This is a genomic window from Persicobacter psychrovividus, from assembly GCF_036492425.1.
GTDB classification, from domain to species: domain Bacteria; phylum Bacteroidota; class Bacteroidia; order Cytophagales; family Cyclobacteriaceae; genus Persicobacter; species Persicobacter psychrovividus.
Map to the genome: position 1 here is coordinate 31360 of NZ_AP025300.1, position 20795 is coordinate 52154.

12 protein-coding genes are annotated in these 20795 nt (G+C 38.5%); 11 read left to right on the forward strand and 1 reads right to left on the reverse strand.

The window, feature by feature from the left end; genetic code table 11:
* The first annotated feature begins 7 nt into the window (after window positions 1–7).
* The 8 genes from AABK40_RS22695 (at window position 8) to AABK40_RS22730 (ending at window position 16094) form a co-directional block, all read left to right on the forward strand.
* The gene (locus AABK40_RS22695) at window positions 8–1966 is read left to right on the forward strand and encodes a golvesin C-terminal-like domain-containing protein (protein WP_338399538.1); all 1959 of its coding nucleotides are present in this window, start codon (window positions 8–10) and stop codon (window positions 1964–1966) included.
* Between the two features lie 72 nt (window positions 1967–2038).
* On the forward strand, window positions 2039–3262 hold the full coding sequence (locus AABK40_RS22700) for a glycoside hydrolase family 16 protein (protein WP_338399539.1): 1224 nt from the start codon (window positions 2039–2041) through the stop codon (window positions 3260–3262).
* Window positions 3263–3489: 227 nt separating this feature from the next.
* Window positions 3490–6612 (forward strand): glycoside hydrolase family 2 TIM barrel-domain containing protein, encoded by a 3123-nt coding sequence (locus AABK40_RS22705; RefSeq protein ID WP_338399540.1) that lies wholly within the window; start codon window positions 3490–3492, stop codon window positions 6610–6612.
* Between the two features lie 140 nt (window positions 6613–6752).
* Complete coding sequence (locus AABK40_RS22710) at window positions 6753–7853, forward strand: T9SS type A sorting domain-containing protein (RefSeq protein WP_338399541.1); 1101 nt, start codon at window positions 6753–6755, stop codon at window positions 7851–7853.
* Between the two features lie 65 nt (window positions 7854–7918).
* Entirely contained in the window at window positions 7919–9028 is a 1110-nt protein-coding gene (locus AABK40_RS22715; RefSeq protein WP_338399542.1) for a glycoside hydrolase family protein, read from the forward strand.
* A gap of 432 nt (window positions 9029–9460) precedes the next feature.
* Entirely contained in the window at window positions 9461–12562 is a 3102-nt protein-coding gene (locus AABK40_RS22720) for a SusC/RagA family TonB-linked outer membrane protein (RefSeq protein ID WP_338399543.1), read from the forward strand.
* A 12-nt stretch (window positions 12563–12574) separates the two neighbouring features.
* On the forward strand, window positions 12575–14386 hold the full coding sequence (locus AABK40_RS22725; RefSeq protein ID WP_338399544.1) for a RagB/SusD family nutrient uptake outer membrane protein: 1812 nt from the start codon (window positions 12575–12577) through the stop codon (window positions 14384–14386).
* A gap of 22 nt (window positions 14387–14408) precedes the next feature.
* The gene (locus tag AABK40_RS22730) at window positions 14409–16094 is read left to right on the forward strand and encodes a hypothetical protein (protein WP_338399545.1); all 1686 of its coding nucleotides are present in this window, start codon (window positions 14409–14411) and stop codon (window positions 16092–16094) included.
* A 351-nt stretch (window positions 16095–16445) separates the two neighbouring features.
* Here the strand turns inward: AABK40_RS22730 and AABK40_RS22735 are convergent, their stop codons facing one another.
* Entirely contained in the window at window positions 16446–17300 is an 855-nt protein-coding gene (locus AABK40_RS22735) for an AraC family transcriptional regulator (protein WP_338399546.1), read from the reverse strand.
* Window positions 17301–17428: 128 nt separating this feature from the next.
* Here AABK40_RS22735 and AABK40_RS22740 point away from each other — a divergent pair, with 128 nt between their 5' ends.
* The 3 genes from AABK40_RS22740 to AABK40_RS22750 are packed head-to-tail and all read left to right on the forward strand — an operon-like array spanning window position 17429 to window position 20767.
* Entirely contained in the window at window positions 17429–18331 is a 903-nt protein-coding gene (locus AABK40_RS22740) for a carbohydrate kinase family protein (RefSeq protein WP_338399547.1), read from the forward strand.
* 17 nt (window positions 18332–18348) lie between these two features.
* On the forward strand, window positions 18349–19848 hold the full coding sequence (locus AABK40_RS22745) for an L-fucose/L-arabinose isomerase family protein (protein WP_338399548.1): 1500 nt from the start codon (window positions 18349–18351) through the stop codon (window positions 19846–19848).
* A gap of 49 nt (window positions 19849–19897) precedes the next feature.
* Window positions 19898–20767: a class II fructose-bisphosphate aldolase gene (locus AABK40_RS22750; protein ID WP_338399549.1), complete on the forward strand. Its 870-nt coding sequence runs from the start codon at window positions 19898–19900 to the stop codon at window positions 20765–20767.
* Window positions 20768–20795: the final 28 nt, after the last annotated feature.

Below are 20795 nucleotides of genomic sequence, written 5' to 3' on the forward strand. Positions count from 1 at the left end.
TTCAGATATGAGAATATTTCCTACCGCTATTTTTTTAGCCTTTTTTGTTCATATGGCCTTTCAGAGCCAAGCGCAGGCACCTAATGCACAGTACAAGTTATTTTATGAGGACAATTTTAATAGTAATCAACTCAATGAAAGTGACTGGATGTACCGGGATATGACCTCGGAATATATGGGGGGATACAATAGACATGAAAATGTCTCGGTAGAAACAAACGACGGTGTTGGATACCTGAGAATAGACTATAACCAGTGGGATGTCAATAAGGATGGAAAGGAAGATATTGTGGGGGGAGGGATCATTTCTCGAAAGGCATTCGGCTATGGGTATTATGAAGCCAGAATTCTATTCTATGATCAAACTAAAGGGTTACATCAATCATTTTGGACTTACGGTTTGACCCCATTTAAGGATGCAGACAGTAAGTTTACTTATAAAGAAGATGCTCGTCACGACCTGGTGCCATGGACGAATGCAGGTTTGGAAATTGACGGTATTGAATTTGATTCTGATTACAATGCTGGCTCAGGGAATTTCCATTGGCATCGGCCAGTGAGAACAACGCCTCGGACAGCCCTTCAGCATTTTTCTTCAGATTATTTGGATGCAAGTGATTGGGTAACGATCGGTTTTGAATGGCGACCAGGAGAAATTCTTTGGTATGTTAATGGAGAATTACGCAATCGTTTTAGCTATAATGATGACCGATATGGCCCTCAGGAGGTTTGGTTTTCTGCTTTGGCTAATAATGTAGATTACTTTGGAGGAGGTGGAATCCCTGCTGACGATGCACACATGAAGGTAGATTATTTTAGATATTATACGGCTCCATTTGACACTAACCTGATAAGTAATTGGAACTTTGAGGCCAACGGTGGTGCGAGTAAAGCACCGATTGGTTGGATTAAAGACGATGGCGTTTACGATAATGTGTATTCTGATGGGGCTGAGGTGGTGTTTGATAAAGAGCAGGCATACAATGGCGAAGGATTCTACCACTATAAGTGTCAAGCGGGGAAGCCAATGTCCACAAAACAAAATCTGTGGGGTATTGCAGACGGGCGATACAAAATGACAGCTTATATCAAGAGCTCGGGTGGCATGAAGGAGGCTAAAATGAGAGCCACCGTTGGGGAAAACATCTTTGAGACTTTAATCCCCGAAACGAATGAATGGACGAAAATTGTTTTAGATGATATAGTTGTTAAGAATAACTTATGCGTGATTGATTTTTATGCTGATGGAAATAGTGGGCAGTGGTTGATGATCGATCAAGTAGAGTTTGTAACCAAAGAGATGATTGATTGGCTTCCGAATGATTTGGTGATCGATAATGGTGATCAGGGATATTCTGAATTATCGGGTACTTGGTGGCGTAGCGATCATCCAGGCTACGGTGGAAGTAGTACTTACTCATCTAATGTTAGCGGAGCAAGTGCAAAATGGGTTCCCGAGATCAAGACAAACTCTTTTTATGACGTTTATATATATAAGATTGTGGATTCAAATTCTGATCAAAATTCAAAGATAGATATCGTCTATGACGGTGGGAAGTCCACAAAATATATTGACTATACTTCAGGAGAATCGGGTTGGGTTTATTTAGGCAAATATCCTTTTGACTTGGGTACAGATGCATATGTGCAGAACACACTGAATAGTTCAGGTAAGTTTATCAGAACTGATGCCGTGAAGTTTGTATTGTCAGATCCACCACTATCTGTGGGTTTGGAAGAAGTTGATATTAATATTTTCCCTAATCCTACCACTAATAAATTAAATGTAAACTCATCAGTTGAGTTGAATACCATTACCATATATACTGTAAATGGGTTAAAGGTTGCTCAGCAAGAGCTCAACGAAAATGGCATAGTGGATGTGTCTTTTTTGAATAACGGAATTTATCTAATAGTTCTTGAAAATAATTATAATAAATATACAAAAAGGTTTATCAAAAATTGACATTTAATCAGTGATGGTTATGTGTTAAGTTTTTGAATATCAACCTACTTTACCTATATAAGAAAAAAAGATATGAGAATAATTGTATTGATATGGTTAGTCATTTTGACCTCAGGTGCTTTTGCTCAAACCCCCATAGAAATCAGCCCGGCCAATGGCTGGCACCTGAGTTGGAGTGATGAATTTGATTATGAAAATGAACAATTGGATCAGAAATGGGAAAGCCAGAATGGTCCAAGTAGCCATATTCTTTGTAGCCGATGGAGAGAGAATGCGGTAGTTGGTGATGGTGTTTTAGAATTAGAAGCAAGAAAAGAAAAAAAGGCAGGGCAGGAATGGACCGCAGGAAATATTTGGACTAAGAAGAAGTTCAAATACGGATATTTTGAATGTCGCTATAAGTATGCAGGGGCAGGGGCAACGAACAATTCTTTTTGGCTAATGACAAAAGGGCCAGCCCCCAAAAAAGGAGAACGTTTTGAAATTGATATCAATGAAGGTCACTTTCCTAATAGTGTGAATACCAATATTCATAACTGGGGAAAGAAACATACTTCTGATTCCCGATCACATGTTTTCGGGATTACTGCTGATGTTAATCTGCCTCTTGAAATACCAATAACGACCAATAAGATTCGGTTTTCATCCCGTAATAATGGCCATTTTCACCTTCGAGAATTCCGAATTTATAATGACAATCATCGGAATTTCCCTGATGTTTTCTCAGAAACAGCAGATCAGGATGTTCAGGGATTAATCAACTATGCTCGACAGGCCAATACTAAAGTTCGTGTAAGTGGAAAGTTTGATGAAAATCATCCGGCAACAAATATGACCGATGGTAAGGTGCTTGGGAGCAGCTGGGTAAGTCAGAAAGCCGGAGAGAAATGGGTCGAATTTGAATTTGACAAAAAAAAGACCGTAGGATGTGTTCAGTTTATCAATGGGTGGAGACATGGGGAGCACTGGGCAGGCTTGATTAGTGATTATAAAATAGAATACTGGAATGGTCATGAATGGGTAGAGATGGCAAGTCTGGATTTGGTGAAGCAGAATAACTTTAGTGAAAATTACCATACTTACGGTTTAAAGTGGGACGAGAAAGAATTAGTATTTTATTTTGATGGGAAAGAAATTCGACGTGAGAAAAATGAATTCTGTTTTAGTGAAGCGCCTATATGGTTGAGTTTAGCCATTATTAAATGGAATGGCCCCGTTAAAGATGTTATCGATGGAAAAAGTATGAAAGTGGATTATGTCAGGTATTACACGAATGAACAGCATATTAATCATTAATTTATAACTTATGAATAATAAATTATATTTTAACGATTACATATTTTTATACCAAATATAATTGTTTTTCATTAATTTTTTTAGTAAAAAATTTACCCTTCAACAGTATAATTGAATGTTTATTTTTTCAAGGTTAAAATATCTTTTCTACCTGAACCTGAATCAACCGTTTACTCCCTAACTCTATGAATAGATTCTTAATTTTTATCTTTGGCATAGTCATTTTTATGTTTTCATGTCAACAGAAAGCACAAAATGATTATGATGAAATTTCCCTAAATGGAAAATGGAAATTTTATACTATACCGGGGGATGGCTCTAACTATATGAATATCAGGGCTCAGCAAGGGGATGTTATTGTTGATAATGCAGACTCGCAGGTAGTCACTCAGGGCTACTGGAAAAAGTCCACATTTGGTTCAAGAGACACTAAATTTTACGGGCAAGATTATCTGCAACATTATTTCTCAAATACTGATCTTGAAAGTAAAAGTAAGTCGGATAGTTCTTTTGTTCGGTATTATCCTAAACTGGAAAAATCAGGCTATTTCGAGGTCTTTACCATTTTTCCGTTTTCTTCCCACATGACTGCTCAATACAATATTAAACATGCGAAAGGAACGACCACTAAATATTTAAGTCAGCGTGTTTTTTGTGGAGAATGGAACAGCTTGGGGATTTATGAATTCAACATGGATGATACCCCTTATATTGAACTTTCTGCTATTGTCAGCGGAGCCGTTTCGGCAGATGCCATAATGCTTCGTCGGGTGCCTGAGGCAAAATACCTGACGGCAATGAAAGCACACAGTCAGATTTACAAAGTGGACTTTAAGGATGATAATTGGCATGATTTACAAGTACCAGGCCATTGGGGAATGATCAATGATTATTCAAATTATACTGGGATTGGCTGGTATAGAAAGGCGGTTGAACTGCCGGAGACTTGGGAGAAAAATGATGATAACCGATACTATTTGAATTTCGGTGGCGTTTACCATCTTTCTAAAGTTTACCTAAATGGGAAATTCATCGGAATGAATAGAGGTGGGTTTACGCCTTTCGAATTTGATGTGACGGATGCCTTGAATTATGATGGAAAAAATCAGTTGGCGGTTCAAGTGGATAATTCAGCCATTGTTGGCGCTACCTGGAATTGGGGTGGGATTATTCGTGATGTAGTGCTGAAGAAGAACAATTCTCTTAAAATTGATTATCAGTACATTCATGCTATTCCAGATCTTGATAAAGGTACCGCAGAGGTGAAGTTAAAGGTTAGACTTAAAAACAGGTCTAATCGAAAAAGAAGCATAACGGTTCATTCAAAATTGTTCAGCGAAGCGCCGATTGCTGAGATGGAACAAGCCGTAGAAGTGGCTCCTAACAGTAGCCTTGATGTGGCACTTTCAACACATTTGGCTAAAGAGGATGTTGCGTTGTGGCATTTTGATCATCCAAATTTATATCAATTTGAAACAGTAATTTCTGAAGGAAACAAATCTTTAGACGTCAAGAAAGACGATTTTGGAATTCGTAAAATTGAGTTGACTGATTCTCAGATGATATTGAATGGAGAGCCCGTAAGGTTGGCTGGATTCAACCGCGTGAGTGAGCATCGTTTTTGGGGATCAACAGAGCCTTTGTCGGTATTGGAAAAAGACTTGGATTTGATGAAAGAAGCAGGCGCAAATTTCATGCGAATCATGCATGGAACACAGAATAAAAAACTTATTGAACTCTGTGATCGAAAAGGAATCATGCTATTTGAGGAGGTCAATATCCGTGATTTGGACAATGATGAATTTAGAGCGAATTACTATCCCGTTGCAAAATTGGAACAAGAAAAGGGCCTGAAATTAAAGCCTGAGCAGGAGGAGATTCTGTGCCTTGATGAACCCTATGTGAAACTTCGGCCAGAACATCAAATTCAGATGAAAGACAAAAATTATTTCTTGGCCAAATACTGGTTAAAGGGGATGATTGAACGAGATATAAACCACCCGAGTATCATTGGCTGGTCTGTGGGCAATGAGCTGAACAATCACTATGCATATGGACGTGACATCATGAACTATGTCAAGACAACATTAGATCCGTACCGTTTGCTTACATGTGTAAGCAATTCTGGTCAAAAGAAGGAATATACGCCTGCCACCGATCCGAATACTTTTGTCGATCTGATTATGCACAATATGTACACATGGCAAGGGGAGCCACAGCAGATTATCAATACTCTTAGAGAGAAGTGGCCGAATAAGCCGATATTTATTTCCGAATTTGGCTTTGATCCATTTCCGTCCACTGAACTTGATGCTGATAAAGAGGTCTTTTCTGAATGGATCAACCATTTCAGACAAAAGAATGAATTCGTAATTGGGACTTCGATGTGGACATTCAATGATTACAGAAGTGCCTATGCCGGTACCACTGCGGAAGAAAATAGGGTTTGGGGTGTGATCACTTCCTGGCGGCAAAAGAGAAGGCTATTTGACCGAATTAAAAAGGAGCATGCGCCTGTGTTGGACATCCTCGTCAGTGATATTGATCTGAAAAACAATAACGCAAAAGTTACCCTTCCAATTCGTGGCCTCAATGATTTCCCTACCCATTCAATGAAAGGCTACCAATTGACTTACGAATTAAAAAATATCGAAGGAACAACCATTTCTACCAATAGCATCAACCTTCCTTTGCTAAAGCCTGGTGATCACGATTGGGCTTCTGAAATCTCTTGGAAGGCACTTGACGAGGAGCCCTTGGACCTTAAAGTTAGTTTGGTAAGCCCGACAAAATATTCGCGTTTGGATAAAACCATTTCATTTCAGCCAGCTATCACGCCTGATATTAAGGAGATATTGCAAGGGAAAAATGAGCTGAGAGTGCTGTTTGATCAAGTACCTAATGCTACAGCGTATTTTGTAGAATACACGGACTCGGAAGGTAATAGAAGTCAGACCCATAAAACTATTAGTAATTACATTGACATCAAAGGCCTGAAAGAAAATTCGAAATATCGTCTGGAACTGTTTGCTTTCAATGATAAGGAAATAAGCAAACCATCAAAGGTGATGATCTCTGAGACAAATAATAAAACTCTTCCCCCAAATATTTGGGATAATTTTATTGCTGATAACAAGTTGGTAATTGGTTATTCCAGTGATTTTACCGATGGTGATTATACAGTGTTGTACGGGACAACTAAGGATAAATTAGTCAATAGCTTTACCTCTAATGTTAGAGGTATGATGTCTATAGATTTAGATCATCAAAAACAGATATATTATAAAATCAAACGAATAACCCCCTTTGGTGAAAGTAATTGGTCAAATATTGTAAAGATAGAAGAGTAAGTGAATGATCGAAATGTAATATAATTAATTGCCCTTTATTAATTTTTAGCTTGAGCATAAATGGGCATGCTGTTTTCCTATAATAATCATGAATACCTTTACTAATTTTTTTTAACATAAAAACAAAAACTTAAAATTGTATGAAAAATTATTTTGGTAAAGCAATTGTGCTCTTTATGTTGGGAGCTATTTACTCTATAAATCAGGCTGAGGCTCAAACCACTCCCCCTGCAGAAGTGGCCTCTAAATTTAGTAAATCTATTGACTGGTCTGTTTCTGATAATTTCACATCTATCGATTGGAACAAATGGTGTTACCGTAAAGACGATGGTTCGAATGGTATCGGGGAAGGGAGTCAATATGCCTATATTGTTAATAATAGTTATTTGAGCCTTAAAGGGATTGGAGCTAATAAAAAAGGTGGTGGTTTAAGTGGATTGAAAACGTCAAGTTTTGGTTTCTATATCACTAAATTCCGCTTCGTGGGCTTCCCTGAAGATCATTCATCGGTATGGCATCCCGCGATTTGGTCAAGCCCATGGAATATGGGTACAAATGCCAAATTTGTCAGTAATGGCAATGGAGGCGCCTGGCTTGAGATCGATTTAATGGAATATTTGGGTAATAACTGGCACGTTCAGTTGGCACCACGTAAAGACAATGTTTTGTTGGCTAATAGACCAGTAATGATGAATAGAGATTATGGCTATAATGATTGGGTAACCTTAGGAATGGAGTATAATCAGGATGGCTATATTCAGGCCTGGGAAGGAGTGAATGGTACTTGGGTAAAGCGTGGTCCTAAGATTTGGTATTCAGGTTATGAAAATTCTGAAAGCAAGGTTTTTTATAAATGTAAAGGACCTCAGTACTGGATTTTAAGTAATAAATATCACCAAGAGTGGGGCTACCACAAAGGTGATAGTTGGTTGCATGTTGATTATTTTTACTATTACCCAACAGCTGGATTAACTAATCAGAGAATCATGAGTGTATCGAATGAGGTTTCATTGACATTATATCCAAATCCTACTTCTGATCAATTGAAAATTAAAGGTTTGAAAAATGAAAAGTATGTTTTTCAAATTTCTGATACGCAAGGTAGAATGTTGTGGGATAAATCAGCCAAGGTCAATGGAAATGAAATCAGCCTGGATGTTGATCAGTTGTCTTCTGGCCTATATATACTGACAATCAAGGATGGAGTCGGCAAAGAGACGATCAATTTTATAAAAGAATAATTGATTATTCAGTGACATTCAGCTACCTATATATACGGGTTGCTGAATGTTTAAAAGTAAAAAGTATGACAAAACTTAACGCAGCCTATATTTTTTTTATTTTTGGAATACTGATCCCTCAATGTGCTTTGAGCCAAGGTAGTGGTCTGGATTTTTCGAAAGTTTTACCTGATAGTTTTAATAAAAAAAATATCATTGAAGAAGAAGACTATAATGTTTGGGGAACAAATATTATTAAAGGTAAAGATGATAAGTTTCACGCTATATATTCTCGTTGGCCAAAAAGTAGGGGACATCATGGTTGGGTTACCCATTCAGAGATAGCTCATGCTGTATCAGATGAATTGTCGGGCCCTTATGTTTTCAAAAACTTGGTATTAGCACCAAGAGGGAATCAATATTGGGATGGTGATTGTACGCATAATCCTCATGTTTTAGAATATGAAGGAAAGTACTATCTCTACCATATGGGCAATCGGGGTAGTGGGTATTGGGACAATACACCGGAGGATCGCATGCCAATGATGAAAGATAAAGAATGGTGGGTTAATCGTAATCACCAACGCATTGGCCTTGCCGTTACGGATGACCTCAATGGTGAATGGGAGCGTTTTGATCAGCCATTGGTGGATATTGATGAAACTAAAAGAATGGTTTCAACACCTGTGGTTTCTATTAGGCCAGACGGGAAATTTTTGATGGTATATAAATATGTGGTGGAACAAGAAGGGGTGCACGGTGGGCGTGTAATTCATTCTACAGCACTATCAAGCACTCCCACAGGTCCATTTGTGGACACTGGGATTCCCTTTATTGAGACCAAAGAATCAACCTTTGCGCTTGATGATCATGTAGAGTGGTTTCAGGATGGTCAATACTATTGCATGGGGAAAGATCATGATGGCTCACTTACATCTTTTGGTAAGGGTACAATGGTGCTATATGTTTCAGACGAAAGGGGGATGGACTGGCAGTTAGCCAAACAACCATTGGTGTTAAAAGCAGGGAAATTGTTGTGGTCAGATGGGACGGTTACGCTTTGTCAACGGACCTCTGATATGCCAAAATTATATTTTGAGAAAGGTATCCCTAAAGCACTGATTATAGCCGTTCTGCCAAAAGGTAGTGAGTTTTCCTTTTCCTTAGTAATTCCATTTTATAATAACGACTTATAGTGGTTTAGATTTTTTGATTTGGCAGAGTTCATATGTGCCTCAATAAATTTATCTATAGTTAATTATTTTATTTAAGTATATAAATTATACGTATTTTCTGTACACTGGGTTGATTTATCCTATTTTGGATCAGGCAGTGAAATGTTTATAATGCTGAAAAACAATGGTTTATGGTTTTGTTTCGCGCTTCCCTATTCTTAGGGTTAGCCCTCTTTGTGTACGTTAATCGGCTTGCAATAAGTTGGTTATAGCTTGCTTGTGTGTTTTAATGTTTTTTAGTGTCATAAACTGTGATTTCCAGCACTCATTTTAGTGCCAGAAAGGTGTGCCTGTACCTATTTACAAGAAGGAAATGTTTTGATGAGAGTGATTGTATTCATTATTTATATAGTAGAATATCTTACTAATTTTTTTACTAAAACTCTAATAATTATGTTAAAAAGGAACTACCAATTTAACCTGCTCCAGAAAAAGTATTTTATGCTTTTAGCTTTGTTTCTAAGTAGCTTAGGGACTTATGCTCAAACGAATACTGTAACTGGCCTCGTTAAGTCCGATGTAGATGGTGAGCCGATTCCTGGTGTTAGCATCCTAATTTCAGGCACCACACAGGGTGCAATTACCGATTTTGAGGGAAAGTTCAAAATTAATGTTGATCCCTCTAAATTTTTGGAATTTACCGCTATAGGTTTTAAAGATGAAAGAATCAAAGTCGGGCGTCAAAAAATTATTGTACTTAATATGGAGGAGGATATTAAGGCCTTAAATGAAGTTATCGTCATTGGCTATGGGGAACAAAATGTGAAAGAAATTTCTGGTGCTGTGAATCATGTAAAGTCTGAGGAGTTAACAAAAATTGCAACTGCAGATATTGGAACCGCCTTACAGGGACAAATCGCTGGTGTTAATATACAGGCCAGCTCGGGAGCTCCCGGAGCAACTTCAAATATTCAAATTCGAGGAGTAAGCTCAATTATCGGTTCAAGTGAGCCATTATTTGTTGTCGATGGTATTCCACAGGATACTGATCCGAGATTAAGTAATAATGAAATTGAATCTATCGATGTGTTAAAAGATGCTGCATCTGCCGCAATTTATGGTACCCGGGGTGCCGGGGGCGTAATTTTAATTACCACAAAAAAAGGTAAAGCAGGTACGATGCGAGTTGGGATGGATAGTTATTATGGTATTCAAAAAATTACATCAGGCATTGAGCTGATGAATTTTGAAGATTTTCTGTACAATTATATGACCTATCAACAAATGAATAATGATCAATTTAATATGGATCAGATATGGACGCCTATGCAGATGAATTTAAATAACTATACTAATAATTCAAACATAATGGACGTTATTCAAAATGATGGAGCATCCATTCAAAACCATAGTATAAATATATCCGGAGGTAAGGATGATCTTACTTTTAGTTTAGTTGGATCTATGTTTTTTCAGGATGGTATTTTAGTAAATTCTTCGTATGATAGATACAATTTACGTAGTAATATTAATTATACCAAAGGTCGGATGAAAATGAATATCGGGCTTGGAATGCGTATCGAAGAGCAAGAGAATGCACCTTGGGGATTACTTTATGAGGCTTATCGATACAGGCCTTACCAGGATATGATTGATCCATCGGCTGGTGAATCAACGGGTTCTGATGCCGATGCAGATGCTGTAATTTTCGGAAATATCACCTATAAATTGAAGCAAGAAGATGTCCGAAAAGGGGAACAGCTAAATGCCAACTATAATTTGTCTTATACTCTATTTAAAGGGTTTAATTTAACTAGCCGCTTAGGGGCACGATATACTAATAATACAAGAAATACTTTTAATCCACCTTTTGTCATCTATAAATCAGATGGCTCGGTGTTTGAGCATCCAAGCTTTCGATCCCGGATAAGAAATACTTCGGATCGTGGAACTGGATTTACTCTTGAGACCGGATTCAATTATACCAAGAAAATCAACGGCCATAATTTCAAATTGTTAGGTGTTTTTTCGACTGAGAAGTATGCCTTTAGCCAATTTTGGGCAGAAAAAAAAGATATTATATCGGATGATGTGCCGATTATTGGAGGGGGAACTACCGAGCCTAATGCAGGCTCTGGCACTCATTGGAATCAAAATAAGGTCAATACCCTGGTGGGAATGATTGGACGTTTTCAGTATGATTATAAAGGTCGCTATCTGCTAAGTGCTTCCATCCGAAAAGATGGTTCTTCCCGTTTTTCTAAGGAGCATCGTTGGGGTGTTTTTCCCTCCATTTCTACAGCTTGGAATGTGGCTGATGAAAAGTTTTGGGAGCCATTAAAATCTTCAATTAAGACATTTAAGATACGGGCCAGTTATGGTAGTACAGGGAATCAAAATTTCCTTGACTACTCCAATGCACCTATTATCACATTGGGCCATGATTATCCGTTCGGGCCTGATAACAACGGGGGGCTGAAGTTAGGGATGATCCAAGAAACTTATGCAAATGCTGAGGTAAGATGGGAAACATCTGAGCAAATAAATATTGGTGTCAATTTGGGCTTTTTTGATAACCGTCTTAACCTCACGGGAGATCTTTACCAAACCAATAAAAAGGATATGCTTTTTCCTACTTTAACACCACCAACTACTGGTGCTGGGCAAAATTCTACCGTAATACTTAATGCAGGAAATATGACCAATAATGGTGTAGAACTTGCTTTAGGATGGAGAAATGTTGGTGCAGTCACATGGAGTATAAATGGTACTTTTACCAAGAATATCAATAGAGTTACAAATATGGCTGGATTTACAGATATTTCTTATTTTAATGACGGCTATCCTGTAAATGTTTCTGGAAATCAGGACCGTATTACAGCCATTAAAGAAGGGTATGAGGCAGGTTCTTTCTTTGTAATGAAGACCAATGGTATAATCAAAAGTGAAGAAGTACTTGAGGCCTATAAAGAGTTAGATCCAAATGCTCGAATGGGAGACTTAATTTACGTTGATACAGATGGGGATGGTAAAATTACAGAAGATGATCGGGTATATGGTGGCAGTGGAATGCCAGATTTTGAACTTGGTTTTAATACCAGTATTGAATGGAAAGGTTTTGATTTTTCAATGATGTGGTACGCCTCTGTAGGTAATGAGGTAATTAATGGATCCCGATTATATTCATTTATGTATGGAACCCATCAAGATTTATTAGACCAATACACTCCTCAACACCCAGAGGGGATATACCCTACCGCTCGAGGAAATAGTCATATGAATTATCGAGGTTGGGCTGATATATGGATTGAAGATGGTTCATTTGTTAGATTAAGAAATATAACTTTTGGTTATACTATACCTCGAAATATTCTCACAAAAATTGGATTGAAGTCTTTGCGTGTTTATGTAGCTTCTGATAACCCGATAACCATTACCAAATATAGAGGGTATAACCCGGAGATTGGCGGAAATGGACTGGCTACAAGAGGTATAGATCGAGGGAATTTCCCTGTGGCTTCTCAATTTAGAGGCGGTGTTCAGCTTAACTTTTAATTTTTTTTAGCAATGAGACAAGTTATAAATAAAATTTTATTTATGGTGATGTTGACTATCTCCATAAGTGGTTGTGATGATTTTTTGACAGAAGTAAATCCCAACGCCATATCCACGGATAATTTTTGGAAAAATTTAAGGGACTGTGAATCAGGAATGATTGCAGTTTATAATCAGCTGCGTAATCCATCTATTGTTGAGTTAGTGCCAGAGTCTTTAAGGGCTGATTTGGCCTGGCCTGGTTACGGGCGACCTAATGCAACCAATGAATTCTACCTCCAGACTTTTACTGATGGCTCTAAGCCTGGGAACAATAAATGGAGTGAACTTTATAAAGGGATTTTTAGGGCAAATCAAGTCATCAAGGGGCTTGAAGGGATTGAAGATCAGATGAATACCGAGGAGGACAAAGCGAAGTGGGTTCTATTGATGGCCGAGGCGAGGTTCTTCCGAGGGTTGTTTCATTTTTATGCGCACTCTTCTTTCAATCAGGGGCAGGTGGTGATTTTTGATTTTGTACCTCAATCAGAAAAAGAATTCTATCAGACTGTCAGTCCATCGGAGCAGGTCATTGAATTCTTTAGAAAAGATTTTGAGTTTGCACATCAACATTTACCATTGACCAGAACGGGCTTCAATGGTGAAGGAGTACCTTTGGATCCACAGATGTTGGGAAGAGTAAGCAAGGGAACGGTGGGGGCGATTTTAGGCACGAGTTATCTCTATGAAAAGGATTACGTTAACGCAGCAAGGTACTTTAAAGAGGTCATTGATAGTGGCGTTTATAGATTAGCGCACGTAGGTGAGAATAGTACAACGAAGGGTGAGTTTAATGAGGAGTCTATTTTGGAGATCTCCTATGATCTAAATTTTAAACTTGAGGAAACGGTATATTCTTCCAAAGGAACGAAAAGTATCTACGCTATGCTTATTAGCCAAGTTGGAGGCTGGAGAAGCCTAATTCCGAGCTGCTGGTTAATAATGGCCTATAAAAATGATGCATTGGACCCTAATGATTCGCGGAACCTCATTGTTTATACTGAGATTGACCCTGAGACTGGCGAAGAAGTACAGAAGACAAGATTAAGGGATTATTCATTGCGCACCTCCTATTCGATAGCACTTCCTGATGACCGTGATTTGATTTATTATGGGGCTTCTCCTACGGTAATCAGAGCACAATTTAGTAATTTGGAATGTGCATATTTTCGGAAATATTCGAATTGGGATATTGCACAAAGTGAAGCTGATTTGAATAATCAGTCCGGAATCAACTTTCGATTAATGCGTTTGGCAGATGTTTATTTAATGTATGCTGAAGCACTAATAAAAGGAGGAACTGATGAGTCTGGGGTCGAAGAAGCTATTCGTTACATTAATCGAGTGAGAAATCGATCCGCTTTGACACTTTTAGGTGACACGAAGGATATTAACTTTCCACAATCGACGATAGATAACATTAACTATGACGCCATGAAGTTAATGGAACATTTGATGTACGTCGAACGGCCATTAGAACTTGCTTTAGATGGATACGCCATTCGTCAGTTGGATCTTCGCCGTTGGGGAATTACGAAACAGCGGTTTCAAGAGCTATCCGAAATTACCTATACAGTAGATAATTTTAACTATATCGATGAGCAGGGAGAAAATAAAGTACGCTACAATTGTGTAATTAAGGAGGGATATAACCCTGACTATCCGAATATTAATTTAATCGATTACACCCAGGCGGCAGCTAATTATAACGAGGATTCTCATGACTATTTCCCAATTCCAAATATTGAGAAAGCTTCAAACCCAAATATTTTTAACCCTAAATAATTGAATTCATTTAATGTATGTAATGGATTTTAAAAATAAAATTTTTAATCTAATGAAAATTAATAATTTATATTTAGTATCTCTCCTGCTAATGGTATTTCTTTCTATTAGTTGCCAACACGAGGAGATCAGGCCAAAACTCTCCGACGCTCGTTGGAATGTTTCCACCAATGGGAATATTGGAATCACAAAATATGCCTCGTTTGTTAACCTTTCCCAAGGTTCTACTTATTCTGCCTGGATTTTAGATGATAGTACGAAAAATCAAGTATATTTTTTAGATGGAAACATAAAAATAACAGATTTGGACTATACAAAATTTATCAGAGAAGATCAATCAAGGATATCCTCTGATAATACAATACACCTATTGTTTAATCGGGCAGGTGAGTATGAGGTTAATCTCTACAATTCATTTGAAGATTCTGTTTACTATATCGGAAATGATACGATAAATGCTGAATTTATAGATGGGGAGTGGCAAATAGCAAAGACATTTACAATCGATGTTTATGATAGTATTCAAGCAGCAGTAGAGGTGTATAATGGTAATGAGGAATTACTATATTCTTTTTCTAAAGAAGAGCTAAATGATTTAGAGCAAGATACGACTAAGTGGCCAGTCATTGACGTTGAAGCTGGCGGATATTTAGAGTTGGTAGATTCAACAAAAGTAGGGAGACCTACAGCCCGAAGTTGGATTGCTTCAGGTGCGCAGGTATCTGATCAAGGAGCAATACGGTCTAAAGTTAATTACTACAGCTTAGGGACTTTCACTACTGCGATTAGTTCAAACAGATCTGGAGATGGTATTCCAACAGGTTATGCATTTAGAAGATTACCTTATTACGTAAATGTTATTCAGTCATCTCATCCCTTCCAGATAGTTGGTTCTTTGAAGGAACTTCCTGATCAGACTATCCAGGTTACAACTAATGGAGAAATTTCAAAATTAATTAATGAAGAGGATAACTTTAAGGTGGTAGTCGAAAATGATAATGGCTTTAAAGAGCAGATTAAGGTTTTATCAGCTACCATTGATAGTCGCCATAAATATCTCATTAATCTTAAACTGGCAGGAGAAATATATAATAGTGACCGAATAACCGTTTCCTGGGATGGAGACATTAGCTCTCGTGATGAGCGGAAATTGGAGGCTTTCGAAGATGTTCCCGTTGAGATGTACGTAGTGGATTTATGTGAAGATCAGCAAGTTTTTGGCTTTGAGGCAGGATCATTAATGGCAAGTAATTGGGCGTTCCGTTGGGATACACCGATGAAAACTGCACAGGTAATTCCGGCTTCTCAAGCACCAGCAGGAGTACATGAGAACAGTAAATATGTATTGGAAGTGGATGTTGATAATGGTGCAAGTGGTAGAGTGTTAATGGATACGAAAACCAAACTACCCTTAGTTAAAGGACAAATGTACACATTTAGTTATCGGTATAACACGCCTTCTGATAACCCAAGTAATGTTGGAGGGTCTCCGATATTCTTACCATGGAGTGTTAGTGGCTATCCTTCGTTATGGGTAAACTATGGGAAGAGCGGCCAATGGACAAGCTATTCTAAAACATTTGAATATACGGGAAGTGATGTCGAAATAAATTTTATGCTTACTTTCTTTTTGACGGGAGGAGATAATGGGTTATCGAAAGTTTATATCGATAATCTAAGCCTTATATTAGCGGAACCTCGCCCGTAGGAAATTTCTTTTAGTATGGTGAATATGAGCGTGTTTAGTACTCAATATTGACAGTAGAATATTGAGTTTCTAAATACGCTCTAAACCTGGCTTTATGTAAATACAATTTGTCGTAAGCCTTGAAATCTAGCAATATACAGCCATATTTTTTGTTCGTAATTCGCTTGATCTGACCCGTTTTTTTTAGCACTGATTTTAACTTCCTGAATTTGCATTTTCTTTATTTTCTAATTTTCAACCATTTATAAAGAAGTTGCCAACTATATTCAGGACGACACAATCGTTTTTATAATAGAGATTATGTTAAATACGACAATAAGAATATCGCCCAAAAATATTCCCACCATCCTTTCAATACCTAAACTTCAATCGATATTGCTGCGGACTCACCTTCATAATCTCTTTAAATTTACGATGAAAATAAGACATATTTGAATAACCACTTTGCATAGCTATATCAATCAAAGGTGCGTTGGAGCATTGAAGTTCTTGACACACATGGTGAATTCTGACTTCGTTTAAATATTGAGTAAATGTCTTTTTGAAAGTGCTCTTAAAAAAGCGGCAAAAGGCAACTTTTGTCATGCAGGTCAGTTCCGCCATCTGATCTACGGTCAATGAAAGACTATAATTTAAGCTAAGGTATTCGACCATTCTTTTGATGCGATCATCGGCCTTTTGTGACTTATGGATAGCAGAGCCATCATCTGATAAAAGGTGATAATTCGTCTCTTGACTTAGATCATGCAACAATTCCATAAAATGAAATAATCGTTCGGTTTTTTTGCGCTTATACAGCTCCATCATTCGGAACCCATAATTAATTTGCTGATCCTGAACAGGAAAACAGATGCCGGAAGCAGCACGATTAAGTAAGCGATCTATCTGTTCAAACTCAGGTAAACATCCAAAAAAATTGGTCAGCTCACCACTCTTCCATTGCAGGTAAATTGAACTTGCTCCCTGTTGATAGTCCTTTACATTTGCCCAGGCATGCGGTAAATTAGGGCCTATTAAAACCAAATCTCCTACCTGAAAATTCTCAATGCTCGTCCCAACGTACCGCAGTCCTGTACTTTTAATGATGTACGTTAATTCATACTCATGATGATAATGCCAAGGGCTCTGAAAGCTATCAGCTTCGTAATAAAATGCACTTAAACTACTATTGAACTGATGTGGGATGACTTCGAGTTGGGCTTTCATTCTGATCTATATTACACTAAAAAATACAATAGGTAGATATCTATATCAATATAGTACATATTTTGATGAATATGGAATTTATTTTGGCTTGAGCGATAGCGCTATCTTTAGGTATAAATTTTTTGACTATGGAAGTACTATGTAATGGCCTAAATGTGGTCGATCTTTTAGCCGCAGTGCCGCAGAATATTCCTTATGGAGGAAAAACGGCTTGTGAGAAAATTATTGTACAAGGAGGCGCACCAGCAGGTAATGCTGCGTGTGGGATCTCGGCCTTAGGGCATGAAATTCATTTTTTGGGCTACCTGGGTGATAACACCCTGAGTCAGATTGGGAAAACAGAACTTGAACGACATGGTGTCAGGACGGATAAAATGATCCACCGCACCGATGCACAGCCTGCTATTGCAATTGTTCAGGTGGATGGTGAAGGTGAACGCACGGTGCTATATTCAGTGACTGGGTATTATCCCCTTTCTCCTTCTGATGTCGTTGAACAGGACATCATTGATACTCGATTGGTCATTGTTGATGGATACGACACGGAGGTAAATACACATCTTCTACGTTTAGCAAAAAAACATAACAAAATTTCTGTGTTGGATATGGAGTCTGCTCCTATCGAAGTAATGAAAGAGATGGTCGCATTGGCTACTTATCCTATTTTACCCTTGTCCGGAGCTCAAACGCTCTCAGAACAAAGGGATATCGAAGACTGTGCATTGGCCATTGATAAAATGACTAACGGAACTGTTGTCATTACAGATGGCATAAATGGCTCGGTAGCTGTTGTTAATGGACAGCTCATCCGCCAAGCAGCCTATAAGGTAGATGTCGTTGATACTACCGGTTGTGGAGACGCTTTTCATGCCGCTTTTACCTCTGCTATCCTGCAAGGAATGTCAGTTGCTGAAGCGATGAACTATGGTAGCTTTTTTGCCGCTCAAGTGGCGACCGTTTTTGGAGGACGGACAAAGTTCCCTACTCGGGAGTTTATGGAATCCAATTTAGCACAACTAACAAATATTTAATTTTTTAAGATACCATTATGGAAACAATTTCAATGAACCAAGGCGTTGTAACGCATTTATTCGAAAAATTAATCACCCCGGCAGCGCCTAAATTTAAGGCCAAAATAGCTTTGGTAGGTATTGGTTTTGAGTTGCATTTTGACTGGGATTCCATTCTTGAAAATTATGCTATTGCCAAAAATAGATTGGCAGAGACCTTTCCTTCTGACAGCTTTGAGCTTTTTTGTGCAGATGAACCTGTTCAAACCAAAGAGGATATGCTTAGTTGGCTCAATGCGATGAAAAAAGAAGCGGTCGATGGTATTATCATTTATCAGGCCAGTTATATGGCGGGAGATCTTGCAGCAACAACCGCTCGCTTTTTCCAACAGAATCAAATTCCATTATTAAGCTGGACACATGACGAAGCGACCGGTGGACGATTATCCAACAACCGCCTATGTGGACAAAACTTTGTATTGAATATCCTCAGTAATTCTAATGTTAAATATTCATGGATATATGAGGCGCCTACTTCAGCGCATTTGTCTGAACGCTTAATGCCTTTTGCCAACGCTGTTTATGCCAAAGCATCGATGAATCAGCGTGTTATTGGTATGGTTGGTGGTTTCCGTGTGCCTGGATTCTATGATTGTGAGATGAATGAGCTGGCACTTTTGGAAAAATATGGCCTATTGGTCGATCGTGTGGATTTTGAAACCATTTGGAAACATGGGGAAAAGTTCAATGATGAAGATATTGCGGAAATCAAACAAGAATTATTGGATCATCCGGCCTGTAAATACAATAATGTACCAGAGGATCAGTTGATGAAATCTATCCGACTGGCACTTTCTGTTGCCGATTACAGCCGTGTGAACAATTACATTGGAATTGGGCTAAAAAACTGGCCTGAACTATTTGATCATTATGGTATTGCGGGTGATGGTGCGGGTGCGTTAATTCAGGATGTAGGTATTCCTGTTGCAGATGAGTCGGATATGGGGGCACTATTGACCATGGTCGTAATGAATCAGCTGACCTTGTGTGAGGGACTACCAACATTGATGGATTTGTCTTTGATTAATCAAAACGACAACAGAATAGGTTTCTGGCATTGTGGTGGAGCCTCTACCAAATTGATGCGCGAAGAAACAGGCTTTGAAGTGCGTATGCATAGTATTTTGGAGAATTACCCTGAAGGGGAAACCTTCGGAATGTTGGTAGAATTTCTTCACCGTTTGGGTCCAGTTACTATTGCAAAAATTCAGCATCCTAATGCCGTAAAAATAATGACTTGGGAAGGCGAGATCGAGGCTTCAGAGATGGCTTTCCGAGGTAGTTATATGGAGGTTTTACCTGAAGTTCATCAGGCAACCGATATTCTTTCAACCGTGATGGATAATGGATGTGACCACCATTGGATTATTACTCGTGGGCATCGCCTTGAGGACATTCGCGAGCTGAACCACTGGCTATCTATTGAAGAAATGGATATTCCTGCAAAGGGTAGTAAAATTTCAGGTAGAAGTAAATAAGCTTTGAACAGGGTTGCTAAGCTCTTTTAGCAACCCATATAGTATAGTAATGGAGAATCAATTTTCGAAAAAATACACCAACTTGTCGGCTTTATTGAAGGGGTATCGCAAGCATGGTAAATGTTTAGCTGCATTCAACGTGAATGACAATTACGATTTGAAAGCAGCTGTTGATGCAGCCAATCAACAAGATACCCACCTGATGGTGATGACTTACCCTCCCGTGGCAGAGCTTGTCGGTGTAGAGGTTTTTGCGGCCATGGTTGAGGGTGTTCGAAAAAAGGCAAAGCACAATGTGTATCTTCACCTTGATCATAGTACCTCGATTGAATTATGCAAAGCCGCAGTTGATGCTGGCTATGATTCAGTGATGTTTGATGGCTCACATTTGCCCCTTGAACAAAACATTGCATCAACCAAAGAAGTCGTTGCGTATGCTCATAAAAAAGGAGTAGTTGTTGAAGCGGAAATAGGAAAGATTCTTGGCAGAGAGGTTGTTGTAAAGTCTGACGATGATTTTTTGGCTTCTGTAGAACAGGTAGCTCGATTAAATGAGGAAGCAAAGCCTGATTTGATTGCTGTTGGTATCGGTACAGCGCATGGGTTTACGCCTGAAGTACCAAAAATCAATTTTAAGCGATTAAGCGAGATAGCAGCCGTAGTAGAAACACCCCTTGTTTTGCATGGTGGTACCGGAATTCCTGATGAAGATATTCAAAAAGCCATTTCGATGGGTATTTGTAAAATCAATATCGGAACCGTTGTCCATACTACCTATATGAAATATATGGGGGAAGGAATACAGGCTGCAGGAAAGTCTGCCTACCCGCCTTTTATTATGAAGGAGGTCTTGCCCAAGATTCAGGCCGTCATTGAAGACCGCTTGAGGGTGGTGAACTCAGCTGAAATTAGCGGCTAACGTACTTTTGTTCTAAAACAAATACTAC